This window comes from Cereibacter johrii, assembly GCF_001720585.1.
In the GTDB taxonomy this organism is placed as follows: Bacteria; Pseudomonadota; Alphaproteobacteria; order Rhodobacterales; family Rhodobacteraceae; genus Cereibacter_A; species Cereibacter_A johrii.
Genome location: NZ_MABH01000074.1, coordinates 1 through 12,832 on the forward strand (window position 1 = coordinate 1; position 12,832 = coordinate 12,832).

Genomic DNA, 12,832 nt, shown 5'->3' on the forward strand with positions numbered 1-12,832 from the left:
TGAGGCCGCGTCCTCGGCGGCGGATGGGGCCGTCGAAGCCGCGAGGGAAGCCGCCGCCGCGGCGACCCTGGCCGCCCGCAATGCCGCCGATGCGGCGGGCGAGCTCCTCCCCGAGGATCTGCTGCGCGTCGAGACCTTCGACCGGACCCGGGTCGATGCGATGATCGACAGCTCGGATCTCGATCCCTCCACGAAGGAGCGGCTGAAGAACACGATCGACGCGGCCCAGTCGACGCCCGAACTGCTCGGGCCGGCGCTGGAAACCGTGCGCACGTCGCTCGGGTTCGCCCCCTCTGCGGCAGAGGCGGACTGAGACCGGAGGGCGGAAGGGGACTTCCGCTCGACCGCTTTCGGGACGGCTATGCGGGCCTAAACGAGGCTTCGCGTCGCGCAGGGACTTCGCGTCCTGCCGCGGGTGCGCAGGGCGGCATGTTTCCAGCCGTGGCAGGAGCGACCCGGTCGCAGGCAGGGAGCCCAAGGCCGCTTCTGTCATGACGCGACGAGGGCATGACGCTTCGCGGGGTGCGGCCTGTCGGATGAACGCAAGGCCCGGGACGCTGCGGGGCACGAAGCGCAAACGTCAGGCCTGCCGAGAAGTCTGCCGTTCGCGAAGCGCGAAATGCAAGACCGCCGCGCGGGGTCCGCGCGGCGGTCGGAAACTGTCTCGGAGGTTCTTAGATCCCGTCGCCGACGAAAGCCTTCTCGACCACATATTCCAGCGGTTCCGAATTCGCCCCCTCGCGCAGACCGAAGCTCTCGAGCACGGTCTTGACGTCGAGGTTGAACTGGAGCGAGCCGCAGACCATCGCGCGGTCTTCCTCGAGGTTCATCTTCGGCACGCCCAGATCCTCGAACACCTTGCCCGAGCTGAGGTTGTCGGTGATCCGGCCCATCCGGTCCGAGGTCTCGCGCGTGGTGGTGGGATAGTAGAGCAGCTTGTCGCCCACCATCTCGCCGATCAGCGGATCGTCCTTCAGGTTCTCGACCAGCTGGCGGCCATACTCGAGCTCGGCCTTCTCGCGGCAGGTGTGCATCATGATGACCTGCTCGTAGCGCTCGTAGGTCTCGGGGTCGCGCATCAGCGAGGCGAAGGGCGCGATGCCGGTGCCGGTGGCGAGGAACCAGATCCGCTTGCCGGGCAGCAGCGCATCGAGCACCAGCGTCCCCACCGGCTTCGGACGCAGGATGATCTGGTCGCCCGGCTGGATGTGCTGAAGCCGCGAGGTCAGCGGCCCGTCCGGCACCTTGATCGAGTAGAATTCGAGCTCTTCGTCCCAGTTGGGCGAGGCGATGGAATAGGCGCGCATGATCGGCTTGCCGCGCTCGTCGAGCAGCCCGATCATCACGAACTCGCCCGAGCGGAACCGCAGCGACTGCGGACGCGTCACGCGGAAGGAAAAGAGACGGTCCGTCCAATGCTGCACCGAGGTCACGGTCTGCGCATCGGGCAGGGTCTTCACAATGGCGGCGTTCTGGTTCATGGCTCGGTCCCCTTGGTCCGCTCTTTCAGTAAAACTTCGCACCCCGCGAAGAAAGGCCGGAATCAGCGCTTAAGCTGCGACTGATAGTCATGGTTTTGCCAGTCGGCGCGGAAGAGCCACTGATCCTCGGGCTGACGGGCGGCGAGATCGTCGGGGATTTCCACCTCGTCGAACCCGGAACGACGGGCCATGGCATATTGATCCGCAATCAGCGGCCCATGCGCGCGCAGCCGCCCGCGGTAGCCCATCCGCCGCAGCCGCTTGGCGAGCGTGAAGCCCCGCCCGTCGCTGAAGGAGGGGAAGGCGATGCGGATGAGGCCCAGCTGCTCCAGCCGGTTGCCGAGGCGCGCCGGATCGTCGGTGTTGGACAGATCGACGGCCTCGGCCCCGTCTTCCAGCGCCTCGAGCGAGGCGATGGCGCCCGGCCAGTCGTCGGCCGCGAAACCCTTGTCGGTGACGATGACGCTCATGCCGCGTCCTCCTTGTTCACGGGTCCGCGCACCGCGCGGCCGTTGATGAAATGGATGCCGCACTCGGTCTTGGCGCTGCCGCGCCAGCGGCCCGCACGCGGATCCTCGCCCTCGGCCACCGGCGAGGTGCAGGGCTCGCAGCCGATCGAGGGATAGCCCTTGGCCACCAGCGGATGACGCGGCAGGTTGTTGTTGACGATATAGTCTTCCAGATCCTCGCGCCCCCAGTGGGCGAGCGGATTGACCTTGATGCGCCGGTCGTCCTCGACCTCGAAGAACTCGACGGCCGCCCGCGTGCCGCTCTGATAGCGCTTGCGGCCGGTGATCCAGCCATCGAAATGCTTGAGCGCCCGCTCGAGCGGCTCGATCTTGCGCACCGCGCAGCAGGCGTCGGTGTTGTAGCGGTTCAGCGTCCCGTCCGGGTCCTCGAAGGCGATCCGCGGCTGGGTCGCCCGGATCGTGCGGACGTCGCAGAGATGCAGCGTGTCGGCCAGCTCGCGCTGATAGTCGAGCGTCTCCCGGAACAGCATCCGCGTGTCGATGAAGATCACCGGCGTCTCGGGCGCGATGACCGAGACGAGATGCAGCAGCACGACCGACTCGGCCCCGAAGGAGGAGACGAGGGCCACCCGGCCCAGATCCGCATCCTTCAGCGCATGTTCGAGCACGGCCGTCGCGGCGTGATGCCTGTAGCGGCCGTTGAGCGCCGCCACGCGCTCGGCCACCGGAGCCTGGGGGATCTCACGCAGCATCCTGCTTGCCTTCCGCCTCATAGAGCGCCGCCTTGAAGGGCGCATGGCCCACGCGCCGCAGCGTGTCGAGGAAGGTCTCGGAGGGCTCGCTGCGGATCTCGAGATAGGCGCGCACGATCCGTTCGACGGCGGGCACGATCTCGTCGTAGGCGAAGCCCGGGCCGGTCTTCTCGCCGATGGCCGCCGTCTCGGTGCCGTCGCCGCCGAGCGTGATCTGGTAGTTCTCGACGCCGGCCCGGTCGAGGCCGAGGATGCCGATATGGCCGACATGGTGGTGGCCGCAGGCATTGATGCAGCCCGAGATCTTGATCTTCAGCGGCCCCACCTCATGCTCGAGATCGAGCGCATCGAAGCGTGTGGCGATCTCCTGTGCGACCGGGATCGAGCGGGCGGTGGCCAGCGCGCAGTAATCCATGCCGGGGCAGGCGATGATGTCCGAGATGAGCCCCACGTTGGCCGTGGCAAGCCCCGCCTGCGCCAGCGCCGCATGGATCGCCGGAAGATCGGCCTTGTGGACATGCGGCAGGATCACGTTCTGCTCGTGGCTGATGCGCAGCTCGTCATGGCCGTAGCGTTCGGCCAGATCGGCCATGACCCGCATCTGCTCGGCCGTGGCGTCGCCGGGCGTGGCCCCGTGCGCCTTGAGGCTGATCGTGACGATGGCGTAATCCGCATTGCGGTGGCGGGCGAGGTTGGTGTCCGCCCAGGCCCGGAACACGGGGTCCTCCCGGTAGAAATCGTCATAGGCCACGGTCGGTGCCTGCCGGAAGGCAGGCGGCGCGAAGGCCCGTTCGATCTCGGCCAGAAGCGCCATGTCCTGCCCGCCGAACTCGGCGCGAGTCTCGATGAACCGCTCCTCGATGATCTCGCGCAGCGGCTCGAGCCCGGTTTCGTGGACGAGGATCTTCACCCGCGCCTTGTATTTGTTGTCGCGCCGGCCGAGTTCGTTGTAGACGCCGAGGATGGCCTCGACATAGGGCAGCAGGTCCGCCTTGGGCAGGAAGTCGCGGACCACGCGGCCGATCATCGGCGTCCGGCCGAGGCCGCCGCCCACGATCACCTCGAAGCCCGGCTCTCCGTCGGCGTCGCGCACCATGCGCAGGCCGATGTCATGCGACTTGGTCACGGCACGGTCGTTGGGCGAGCCGGTGATGGCGATCTTGAACTTGCGCGGCAGGAACTGGAACTCGGGATGGTCGGTCGACCACTGGCGCAGAAGCTCGGCCACCGGGCGCGGATCCTCGATCTCGTCGGCGGCGGCGCCGGCGAAATGGTCCGCCGTCACGTTGCGCACGCAGTTGCCCGAGGTCTGGATCGCATGCATCCCGACATCGGCCAGGGCCGAGAGGATCTCGGGCACGTCACCGAGTTTCGGCCAGTTGAACTGGATGTTCTGGCGCGTGGTGAAATGGCCGTAGCCCTTGTCCCACCGCTCGGCGATCATCGCGAGCTGGCGCATCTTGCGGCTGTCGAGCGTGCCGTAGGGGATCGCCACCCGCAGCATGTAGGCATGGAGCTGCAGGTAGAGTCCGTTCATCAGCCGGAGCGGCTTGAATTCGTCCTCGGTGAGCGAGCCGTCGATGCGGCGGCGGACCTGCTCGCTGAACTGGGCGACGCGGGTGCGGACGAAGGCTTCGTCGAAGTCGGTGTAGCTGTACATGGCTGCCTCTTCCCGGAACGGTGGCGTCAGTGCGCCGCCGCCTCCTGCTTGCCGTGGCGATAGTTCGAGGGGCCGCGCGTGCGGAAGACCTCACGGAAATGGACGGGCTCGGGGCCGTCGGGGCCGGCCTTCGCGTCGGCGAGATAGGGGCCCACCACCTCGGCCTTCCGCGCCGCCGCATGGAGCAGGCGGAGCTGGGCGTGAGCCTCGTCCTCGATCAGTTCGGCCTCGTGGTGATGGCGGGTCCAGCGGTCGTCCGGCGTCAGATAGACGACATCGCCCTCGAGGAGCGCATTGGCGGTGACGACCTTCGGGATGTAGGGGCGGCTCATGCGGTGGCTTCCTTCAGGAGGGGCAGGGCGGCTGCGGCCCGGCGCGGCGCGAGGCCGTAGAGGACGATGGCGGGGCCGGAGAGGCCGGCTGCGGCCTCGGGCAGGGTGGCAAGGGTGGCGGCGACGATCCGTTCGTCGGCGCGGCTCACGTTCTCGATCACGGTCGCGGGGGTCTCGGGATCCGCGCCATGCATCATCAGGCGACCCTGGATGAAGCGGGCCGACTTCTTGCCCATGTAGATGGCGGCGCCCTCGCCCCCCCGGGCCAGCCCGCGCCAGTCCTGCTCGGCATAGCCCGCCATGTCGTGACCCGTCACGATCCGCAGCGCGGCGTTGCGCCCGCGCTTCGTGAGGCCCTGGCCGATGGCAGCCGCGGCGGCGGCGGCCGTGGTCAGCCCCGGCACGATGCGCCAGCCGAGACCCGCGGCATCGAGCGCCTCGATCTCCTCGTCGAGCCGGCCGAAGATGCCGCTGTCGCCGGACTTCAGCCGCACCACGCGGCGCCCCGCCGCGGCATGGTCCACGATCAGCGCGTTGATCGTCTCCTGCGGCGTCGACGGGCCGAAGCCCTCCTTGCCCGCTTCGATCCGGAGCGCCTGCGGCGGGATCAGATCGAGGATCTCGGGCCCCACCAGCCGGTCGTGGATGACGACCTCGGCCTGCGTCAGCGCCCGGCAGGCGCCCATGGTCAGGTGGTCGATGGAGCCGGGGCCGGCGCCGACGAAGATGACCTGTCCGGGGGCGGTGAGCGGGTGCAGCATCCTTGCCATCCATTGCTGGGGGTTCGCTGTCCAATCTAGGACATTTTCCCCCATGGGCGCCATATCCGCTTGCAGATAAGGAAGATCGTTCCGTATGGTGCTGCGGATGGAACCTGGTTCCGCAGGAAGGGGAGTTGCGCGGATGGCGGTCCGGCTGGACGAGATGGACAGGAAAATCCTTGCCGAGCTGCAGGCGGACGCGAGCCAGTCGCTCGACGAGATCGCGCGCAAGGTGGGCTCGTCGAAGACGCCGGTGTGGAATCGCATCCGCCGGATGCGCGAGGCCGGGGTGATCCTGCGGCAGACGGCGCTCCTCGATGCCGAGGCGCTGGGGCTCGAGGCCTGCTTCTTCGTGCTGATCCGCACCTCCGAGCACGAGGCCGAGTGGCAGCGGAAGTTCCTCAAGGCCCTGCGGGAACGGCCCGAGGTGCTCGAGGCGCACCGGCTCGCTGGCGACATCGACTATATCCTCAAGGTCCGGGTGGCGAATGCGCGGGCCTATGACACTTTCTACCAGGCGCTCATATCCGAGGTCCGTATCTACAATGTGACGGCGCTCCTCTCGATGGAGGAGATCAAGGCCACGACCGTGCTGCCGGTCTGACCCGCCGCGCCGCGTCCCGACGGCGAGCGGGGCAGGGCGCAGGCGGGAGCTTCTGCGGGGATGGCGGGGCTTGCCTGCGGGAGCCTTCCGACGGCGAAGGCAGACGCCCCACCGCTTCGGCTCGCCTGCCTGCCCCTCCCTCGATCCCGGTTGACGCACCGAGAGCCCGGGCGGGACGGCTCAGGCCGACACGATCAGCCGCTCGAGCCCCCGGAAGTGCCAGCTGTCCCCGTAGGACGGCGGCCTCACCAGCTGCAGGTTGGGCAGCCGCCGGAAGAGGATCGGCAGCGCGGTCGCCAGTTCGAGCCGCGCGAGCGGCGCGCCGAGACAGAAATGCAGCCCCGCGCCGAAGGCCAGATGCGTCTTCTCGGGCCGTTTCCAGAGGAAACGGTCCGGCCGTTCCCAAGGCCCCGGGTCGCGGTTCGCCGCCCCGAGAAGGAGCGCCACTTCGCATCCCTCCTCGATCGTCCGGCCCATGATCTCGACCCTCTCGTAGGCCATGCGACGGAACAGGTGGAGCGGCGGATCGAAGCGCAGCAGTTCCTCGACCGTGCCCAGCAGATGCGGCGGCGCAAGCGCCTCGGGCGGCGTGCGGTGGCGCAGCAGGACGGCCACCGCATTGCCGATCGCATGGACCGCGGCCTCGTGGCCCGCGTTCAGGATCAGGATGCAGGTCGAGACGATCTCGTCGGTCGAGAGCTGCTGGCCATCGGCCTCGGCGGCGATGAGGTGGGTGAGCAGGTCATCGGCCGGCGCGTGGCGCCTCGCCTCGATATGAAGCCGCAGGAACTCGGAGAAGTCGGCGGCTGCCAGCGCCGCGCGCTCTTCCGTCGCGCGGGTGCGGCCCGCCTGATACATGGCGACCATCGCGGACGACCAGCGCAGCAGTTCGGGCGCCAGCGTCTCGGGGATGCCGATCAGCCGCGCGATCAGCGTGATGGGCAGGCGCTGGCTGAAGGCGGGCAGCAGATCGAACGGTCCCTCGGGCACGGCGGCCACGAGGCTCTCCGACAGCGCCGCGACCTCGGGCTGCATGGTGCCGATCCGGCGGCTGGTGAAGGCGCGCAGCACGAGGTTGCGCAGCCGCGTGTGGCGGGGCGGCTCGAGCTCCAGCATGGAATGGGCCTCGACGGCCGCGAAGGGGGCGAGATGATCGGGGACGGCTGCGGCCCGTTCGGGCGGCACCTCGCGGCCGAAGCGCCGGTCGCGCAGGATGGCGTTGGCTGCGGCATAGGAGGTGGTGCAGACGAGGTCCAGTTCCTCCCAGTGGAAGAAGGGGCCGGCCGCGCGTGCCTCGCGATAGAAGCGGTAGGGATTGCGCAGGAAGCGGCGGTCGTGCGGGGATTGGCTCAGGGTCTTCATCGAAAGGCGCTTGTTCGGAAGGAGCGGGCCGCACGGCGCATCAGCGCCGTCGCCCGAGTATGTCCCTCCGAGGATGGCCGAGGGGCCGCGTCCTGTCCAGTTCCGACGCGCCCACTTCAAGGCGCTTCGCCAAGTCTTTCGGAATGCGGAAGAAGATCCTGAGGCGGCCGGCTCGCGCCGGAGGGGCCCCGGGCCGGACCGCGCTGCGCCGCGCTGCGGGCGTTCCGGGCGCAGGAGGGCGCGCCCGGGCCTCGGGGACCGGATCTGTCAAGGCCGCCGCAGGCCACCGGCAGCCGCTCTTCGGGTCGACCGTCTGCGAACAGTCCCCCGAGAGCCAGCCGCCGGTTTGAGCCCGAGCGCTCAGGCTGCCGAAAGGGCCGCCACGATCCCGCCGAAATCCGCCGCCTTGAGGCTCGCGCCGCCGACCAGCGCGCCATCGACATTCGGCACGGCGAAGATCTCGGCCGCATTCGACGGCTTCACCGAGCCGCCGTAGAGCAGCCGGAAGCCCTCCGCATCCGAAAACCGGTCGGCGAGCCGCGCGCGGAGGAAGGCGTGAACCTCGGCGATTTCGGCGGTGGTGGGCGTGCGGCCGGTGCCGATGGCCCAGACCGGCTCGTAGGCGATCACGGTGTTGGCCGCGGTGGCGGCCTCCGGCACCGAGCCCGCAAGCTGCGCGCCGATCACGTCGAGCGTCTGGCCCGCGTCGCGCTGGGCCTCGGTCTCGCCCACGCAGACGATGGCGACAAGACCCGCGCCCCAGGCCGCTTCGGCCTTCAGCCGCACGAGCGAATCCGTTTCGCCGTGATCGGCGCGGCGTTCGGAATGGCCGAGGATGACGTGGCTCGCCCCCGCATCGGCGAGCATGGCGGCCGAGACGTCGCCGGTATGGGCGCCGGAGGTCTTGGGGTGGCAGTCCTGCCCCCCGACCATCAGGCCCGAGGAAGCGCGTCCCGCCATGCGCGCAAGAAGCGTCGCGGGCGGACAGATCAGCATCTCGCAGCGGGGCGACGGATGCGCGGCAAGCAGGGCGTCGATCTCGCCCAGATCCGCCTCGGTTCCGTTCATCTTCCAGTTTCCGGCCGCAAGTTTGCGCATTTTCTTCCCCATCCTTTTCGAGTTGGGCAAGTGTTAAGCGATTGCGGCAGGCGGGGGAAGCCTCGGGCGGCGCCGGATGCCGGCGGCAGGCAGGGCCCGCGAGGAGGCCGGCAGATCCGCGCGCAGATGGACGCGTCTGGCGCTCAGGCCTCGGCTTCGCGGAACTTGATCGATTCGCCGCAGCCGCAGGCATCCACGACATTGGGATTGCGGAACTTGAAGCCGGATTCGATCAGCCCGGTCTCATAGTCGATCTCGGTGCCGAACAGGAACATCTGCGCCATGGGCGCGATCATCACGCGCGCCCCGTCCTGCTCGACCGTCTCGTCCATCGGATTGATGTCCGACACATAGTCCATCGTATATTCCATGCCGGCGCAGCCACCCTTCTTGACGCCGATGCGCAGCCCTTTCGAGCCCTGCTTCTGCATCAGCCGGGCGATCTGCTTCGCCGCGGCGGGGGTGAGGGTGACGGCCTGCTTGCCGGGAATGGAGAACATCGAAGAAACCTCTCGCTGGTCCGAGGGATATGGGCTGCGGAGCCGCCCGTCTCAAGCCCTCCGCAGGACGACAGGAGGCCGCCTCACATGAAGCCGAGCTCGAGCCTCGCCTCGTCGGACATCATGTCCATGCCCCACGGCGGGTCGAATGTCATGCCCACGACGACGCTCTTCACGCCCGCGATGGGCTCGACCGCGTCCTGCACCCATCCGGGCATCTCGCCGGCGACCGGGCAGCCCGGTGCCGTGAGCGTCATGAGGATCTCGACCTCGTTCTCGCCCGAGATGTCGATCGTGTAGATCAGGCCGAGATCAAAGATATTCACCGGGATTTCCGGGTCGTAGACCGTGCGGCAGGCCTCCACAATGCTGTCGTAGAGCGGGTGGTCGGTCGTCGACGGCTTGATGAGGGGCGCGCCCTCGATCATGTCCTGCTGCTGGTTCATGGGATTCTCGCGCGGTTTGTTGACTGATTATATAGGGAATGTGCGGCCCGAGGTCCAGTGGCGTGAGCGGTCGCTTCCGCCGCAGGTGCCGCGAGATGCCGGAGGCTGCGCGGCACGGTTCATCCTCTGTTGCTTCACGAAGGCCGGCCCGACCGGCTCGGAAACGCCGCCGGTGGAGCGGCCGTGGCCCCGGAGCTTGGGGAGGGTCGTGCGCCTGCGCGCTTGACTTCCCCCGCCGGAGACTTCTTCTCGGGGAGAGGACGGAAAGGCCGCGCGAGGTGACATGCTGAAACAGGTGATCTGCATCAACTGGGGGACGAAGTACGGGCCCCGGTTCATCAACCGGCTTTACGCGATGGTGGCGCGGAACATCACGCCGCCCTTCACCTTCACCTGCTTCACCGACAACGAAGAGGGCATTCGCCCCGAGGTGGATTGCCAGCCGCTGCCGCCGCTCGATTTCGTGATGCCGAAGAACACGATGGGCAAGTGGCCCAAGGCACGTCTCTGGAGCCCGACGCTCGGCGATCTGAAGGGGCCGGTGCTGTTTCTCGATCTCGATGTGGTGATCACCGGCTCGCTCGACGAGTTCTTCACCTACGGAGACCCGGACCGGGTGATCCTCGCGCGCAACCCCGCCAAACCCTTCGAGCGTCTCGGACAGACCTCGGTCTTCCGCTTTCCGGTGGGCAGTCTCGTGGAGCTGCAGCGGATCTTCCTCGCCGATCCACAGGCGGTGGCGGACGAGTATCGCTTCGAGCAGAGGTTCGTGACCATGAACGCGCCGGGCGGCGTGGATCTCTTTCCCAAGGCGTGGGTCCGCCATTTCCGCTATCAGTGCATGCTGCCCTTCCCGCTGAACCTCGCCCTGCCGCCGCGTCTGCCGCAGGGATCGAAGGTCGTGATCTTTCCCGGAGGCGTGCATCCCGAACATGCGATCCGGGGCGGATGGGTGCATCGCGAGGGCTGGACCCTCGGCCAGCATCTGAGAGGGCTGGCCGAGCGTCATGCCGACGGCTCCCGGTGGCGGTATCTGCGCCATTACATGCGCCCGACCGCCTGGGTGGCCGATCACTGGAAGGAGTGACGGGCGCGGGAGGGGCTCCCGCCCATAAGCCGTTGCCGACTCTCATCCGCCTGTTTGCGCAGTCCCTGGACCCCAACGGCAGCGAAACCAGCGACAGGCACCGCGGCGGCCTCGGGCGCCAGAGGAATTCTGTGCCGAGGCCCCCCTCTGGCTTCCGGAACCTCTCCCTCCGGAGCGGGAGCCGCAGTGCACTTTGCGAAGCCATTGAAACCCACCCATCCTGATCGATGCCGTGGGTGAGCGTGAGGGCGTGCCGGGCTTCGATCAGCATCTGGCGCTCGTGCCGCGGCCCGCGCCCTTTGCGCCGCCATGCCTCTTGTGGAGCGCCTGGCGACACGGGCCCCGGCTCGCGCCGGCTGCCCCCTCCGTTCCACCCGCGCGTGTGTAATCTTCGCATTCCGGATAGCGGAGTCGCAGATACATCATCAACCTTGGCACATAAGACTTCGGAGCGATCATGCTGTCAGTCCTGCGCCCCCTCAGCTTCTTGCACCGAGAGTGTCTTTCGGGCGTTCCCCGAACCGCTGCCGATAGGCCTGTGCAAATCGCCCCAGATGCGTGATGCCGCTGTCCAGCGCGCAGCCGGTCACGTCGCTGTCGCCCGAAAGAAGCCGCGTCCGCGCGGCATCCAGCCGGATGGCGGCCAGAACCTCCTGCGGCGTCGGATGGCCGGCCTCCCGGAAAGCGGTCTGCAGCGACCGGCTGCTGCATCCCAGTTCCTGCGCCAGCGCAGCGATGGAGATCGGCTCGGCATGAGCGGCCCGCATCAGGGCGATGGCCTGGCGCACCCGCCGGGCCCCGGCCGAAGCGGCCGGCCGGTCGGGCTGCGCCAGAACGCAGGCCAGATCGACGGCGAGATCGGCGAGGGTCGCTTCCAGCGCGGCAGCGGGCAGCGGCTGCGCAGCCTCGGCGCCGGTCAGCATCAGCCCGACCCTGCTGCGGATCCGCGCGACGGCGCCCGCCGACGGGTCGTGGCGAGGCGCGATCCGCCGGACGGCAAGATCCTCGGTCCGCAGCGTCTCGTCGAGGCCGGCCAGAGGCATGGTCAGCACATCGGCGCGATAGAGCGCGGCCGGGCCCGGACGAGTGACCACGGTCCGACGGCGGTTCGGCCCGAAGGCCAGCACGCCGCCGCCATCGGCATGGGTCATGCTGTCCCCGACACTGCAGGTGATGCGGCCCGCCCAAGGGAAAAGCAGGGTCAACCGTTCCGGCTCGTCCAGTGTGATGTCGTGGCCGGTGGATCGGACCCGAGCCAGCACCATGGGGGTGCCGCCAAGCCGGGTGATGCCGATGCGTCCCTCCGGCTCCAGAAACCGGAACCTGTCGGTCCGGTGAAACAGCTGCGGTGCGAAGGCATCGACTCCGCTGATCCAGCTGGTTCTGACGGTACGATTGCGCATCCATCCCGCCAATCTGCAGGTTCAAATCCACGGTCCGAGGGAACAAGCCTACCTCAAGTTCATCTTCGGTGAACCTCTTTGTTTCTTCGACACCTTCGTTCGGAGCCCGCACCTCGGGCTGCCGCATGTTCCCGCCCCAATCGCTGAAAGGACCATTCCATGACCTATCGCAAGCTGACCCGGCTGGTCGCTGTGCTGCTGATGATCGGCGGCGCGCCGGCGATGGCCGACGACATCCGGCGCGAGACCGTGCATTTCGCTCCGGGAACCTCGGGCTCGACGATCAACGCCAGGATCAAGGGCTACAACTCGGTGCAGTACAGCCTCGGGGTCAGGGCGGGCCAGAAGATGAGCGTGCAGCTCGATTCCAATAATGCGAGCCTTTACTTCAACATCACGGCTCCGGGTGCCACTGAGGCGCTCTACAACAGCTCGATCGATGGCAACGGCACTTCGGTCACCATTCCGTCCAGCGGCACCTATGTGATCGACGTCTATCTGATGCGCAATGCCGCGAGGCGGGGCGAAACCGCCAACTATTCCCTGACGCTTTACGTCGAATGATCCCAGGAAAGGACAAGCCATGAAATATGCCGCATTGCTTGCAGGCGCGCTGACACTGTCTGCCTGCGCCGAAGGGGGAGGAACGAGCCCCTCCGACTTTCCGGAGGATGTGAAGGCCTGCAAGCAGGCGATGGCCTATCGCTCGATGACCACGCCTACCTTCATCGAGGTCGTCAGCGCCGCCCCGCTTCGGGACGGGTCCGGTATCCAGATGTTCCTGACCCACAACGGCCAGAACATGACGATCTGCCGCACGAACAATGGCCACGAGGTGAAGGAGCTCTTCGCCTACGGCTGAAGGCCGCAAGGTCG

Annotated in this window: 15 protein-coding genes and 1 pseudogene; 5 read left to right on the forward strand and 11 right to left on the reverse strand. The window is 68.0% G+C overall.

Annotated elements, in window-relative coordinates:
- Window positions 1-313: pseudogene (locus A9O63_RS05520) on the forward strand (hypothetical protein); the annotation flags it as partial.
- Window positions 314-674: 361 nt separating this feature from the next.
- Here the strand turns inward: A9O63_RS05520 and A9O63_RS05525 are convergent.
- The 6 genes from A9O63_RS05525 to cobA form a co-directional block, all read right to left on the reverse strand.
- Window positions 675-1,481, reverse strand: coding sequence for a ferredoxin--NADP reductase (locus A9O63_RS05525; RefSeq protein ID WP_069331030.1), 807 nt, complete (start codon window positions 1,479-1,481; stop codon window positions 675-677).
- Between the two features lie 62 nt (window positions 1,482-1,543).
- Complete coding sequence (locus A9O63_RS05530; RefSeq protein WP_002722902.1) at window positions 1,544-1,951, reverse strand: DUF934 domain-containing protein; 408 nt, start codon at window positions 1,949-1,951, stop codon at window positions 1,544-1,546.
- Window positions 1,948-2,703: a phosphoadenylyl-sulfate reductase gene (locus A9O63_RS05535; RefSeq protein ID WP_069331031.1), complete on the reverse strand. Its 756-nt coding sequence runs from the start codon at window positions 2,701-2,703 to the stop codon at window positions 1,948-1,950. Before A9O63_RS05535 ends, A9O63_RS05530 begins: the two co-directional genes overlap by 4 nt.
- Entirely contained in the window at window positions 2,693-4,363 is a 1,671-nt protein-coding gene (locus A9O63_RS05540; protein WP_069331032.1) for a nitrite/sulfite reductase, read from the reverse strand. The genes A9O63_RS05535 and A9O63_RS05540 overlap by 11 nt, the downstream gene beginning before the upstream one ends.
- Before the next feature lie 26 nt (window positions 4,364-4,389).
- A complete protein-coding gene (locus tag A9O63_RS05545) occupies window positions 4,390-4,695 on the reverse strand; it encodes a DUF2849 domain-containing protein (RefSeq protein ID WP_069331033.1) in 306 nt (101 codons plus the stop codon).
- Window positions 4,692-5,456: a uroporphyrinogen-III C-methyltransferase gene (cobA, locus tag A9O63_RS05550; RefSeq protein ID WP_069331034.1), complete on the reverse strand. Its 765-nt coding sequence runs from the start codon at window positions 5,454-5,456 to the stop codon at window positions 4,692-4,694. The genes A9O63_RS05545 and cobA overlap by 4 nt, the downstream gene beginning before the upstream one ends.
- Window positions 5,457-5,598: 142 nt before the next feature.
- Here cobA and A9O63_RS05555 point away from each other — a divergent pair, with 142 nt between their 5' ends.
- Window positions 5,599-6,060 (forward strand): Lrp/AsnC family transcriptional regulator, encoded by a 462-nt coding sequence (locus tag A9O63_RS05555; RefSeq protein ID WP_002722912.1) that lies wholly within the window; start codon window positions 5,599-5,601, stop codon window positions 6,058-6,060.
- 180 nt (window positions 6,061-6,240) lie between these two features.
- Here A9O63_RS05555 and A9O63_RS05560 read toward each other — a convergent pair whose 3' ends face one another.
- The 4 genes from A9O63_RS05560 to A9O63_RS05575 all read right to left on the reverse strand — a co-directional run bounded on the left by A9O63_RS05560 (window position 6,241) and on the right by A9O63_RS05575 (window position 9,466).
- A complete protein-coding gene (locus tag A9O63_RS05560) occupies window positions 6,241-7,422 on the reverse strand; it encodes a cytochrome P450 (protein WP_069331035.1) in 1,182 nt (393 codons plus the stop codon).
- Window positions 7,423-7,782: 360 nt separating this feature from the next.
- Window positions 7,783-8,520: a triose-phosphate isomerase gene (tpiA, locus tag A9O63_RS05565; RefSeq protein WP_069331036.1), complete on the reverse strand. Its 738-nt coding sequence runs from the start codon at window positions 8,518-8,520 to the stop codon at window positions 7,783-7,785.
- 143 nt (window positions 8,521-8,663) lie between these two features.
- Window positions 8,664-9,020, reverse strand: coding sequence for a HesB/IscA family protein (locus tag A9O63_RS05570; RefSeq protein ID WP_011337105.1), 357 nt, complete (start codon window positions 9,018-9,020; stop codon window positions 8,664-8,666).
- An 83-nt stretch (window positions 9,021-9,103) separates the two neighbouring features.
- Entirely contained in the window at window positions 9,104-9,466 is a 363-nt protein-coding gene (locus tag A9O63_RS05575; protein WP_069331037.1) for an SUF system Fe-S cluster assembly protein, read from the reverse strand.
- Window positions 9,467-9,749: 283 nt separating this feature from the next.
- Here A9O63_RS05575 and A9O63_RS05580 point away from each other — a divergent pair, with 283 nt between their 5' ends.
- The gene (locus A9O63_RS05580; RefSeq protein ID WP_069331038.1) at window positions 9,750-10,553 is read left to right on the forward strand and encodes a glycosyl transferase; all 804 of its coding nucleotides are present in this window, start codon (window positions 9,750-9,752) and stop codon (window positions 10,551-10,553) included.
- 479 nt (window positions 10,554-11,032) lie between these two features.
- On the opposite strand, the gene A9O63_RS05585 is transcribed toward A9O63_RS05580, so the two are convergent.
- Window positions 11,033-11,956 (reverse strand): helix-turn-helix transcriptional regulator, encoded by a 924-nt coding sequence (locus tag A9O63_RS05585; protein WP_069331039.1) that lies wholly within the window; start codon window positions 11,954-11,956, stop codon window positions 11,033-11,035.
- Between the two features lie 159 nt (window positions 11,957-12,115).
- On the opposite strand from A9O63_RS05585, the gene A9O63_RS05590 reads away from it, so the two are divergent.
- Both A9O63_RS05590 and A9O63_RS05595 read left to right on the forward strand, forming a co-directional pair.
- The gene (locus A9O63_RS05590) at window positions 12,116-12,520 is read left to right on the forward strand and encodes a DNA breaking-rejoining protein (protein WP_069331040.1); all 405 of its coding nucleotides are present in this window, start codon (window positions 12,116-12,118) and stop codon (window positions 12,518-12,520) included.
- Window positions 12,521-12,539: 19 nt separating this feature from the next.
- The gene (locus tag A9O63_RS05595; protein WP_069331041.1) at window positions 12,540-12,818 is read left to right on the forward strand and encodes a hypothetical protein; all 279 of its coding nucleotides are present in this window, start codon (window positions 12,540-12,542) and stop codon (window positions 12,816-12,818) included.
- Window positions 12,819-12,832: the final 14 nt, after the last annotated feature.

Bases quoted from the DNA above. Each gene is read 5' to 3' on its own strand.
- A9O63_RS05525 (WP_069331030.1), bottom strand. From the start codon at position 1,481: ATGAACCAGAACGCCGCCATTGTGAAGACCCTGCCCGATGCGCAGACC.
- A9O63_RS05535 (WP_069331031.1), bottom strand. From the start codon at position 2,703: ATGCTGCGTGAGATCCCCCAGGCTCCGGTGGCCGAGCGCGTGGCGGCG.
- A9O63_RS05540 (WP_069331032.1), bottom strand. From the start codon at position 4,363: ATGTACAGCTACACCGACTTCGACGAAGCCTTCGTCCGCACCCGCGTC.
- A9O63_RS05575 (WP_069331037.1), bottom strand. From the start codon at position 9,466: ATGAACCAGCAGCAGGACATGATCGAGGGCGCGCCCCTCATCAAGCCG.
- A9O63_RS05595 (WP_069331041.1), top strand. From the start codon at position 12,540: ATGAAATATGCCGCATTGCTTGCAGGCGCGCTGACACTGTCTGCCTGC.
- A9O63_RS05545 (WP_069331033.1), bottom strand. From the start codon at position 4,695: ATGAGCCGCCCCTACATCCCGAAGGTCGTCACCGCCAATGCGCTCCTC.
- A9O63_RS05530 (WP_002722902.1), bottom strand. From the start codon at position 1,951: ATGAGCGTCATCGTCACCGACAAGGGTTTCGCGGCCGACGACTGGCCG.
- cobA (WP_069331034.1), bottom strand. From the start codon at position 5,456: ATGCTGCACCCGCTCACCGCCCCCGGACAGGTCATCTTCGTCGGCGCC.
- tpiA (WP_069331036.1), bottom strand. From the start codon at position 8,520: ATGCGCAAACTTGCGGCCGGAAACTGGAAGATGAACGGAACCGAGGCG.
- A9O63_RS05555 (WP_002722912.1), top strand. From the start codon at position 5,599: ATGGCGGTCCGGCTGGACGAGATGGACAGGAAAATCCTTGCCGAGCTG.
- A9O63_RS05590 (WP_069331040.1), top strand. From the start codon at position 12,116: ATGACCTATCGCAAGCTGACCCGGCTGGTCGCTGTGCTGCTGATGATC.
- A9O63_RS05570 (WP_011337105.1), bottom strand. From the start codon at position 9,020: ATGTTCTCCATTCCCGGCAAGCAGGCCGTCACCCTCACCCCCGCCGCG.
- A9O63_RS05560 (WP_069331035.1), bottom strand. From the start codon at position 7,422: ATGAAGACCCTGAGCCAATCCCCGCACGACCGCCGCTTCCTGCGCAAT.
- A9O63_RS05585 (WP_069331039.1), bottom strand. From the start codon at position 11,956: ATGCGCAATCGTACCGTCAGAACCAGCTGGATCAGCGGAGTCGATGCC.
- A9O63_RS05580 (WP_069331038.1), top strand. From the start codon at position 9,750: ATGCTGAAACAGGTGATCTGCATCAACTGGGGGACGAAGTACGGGCCC.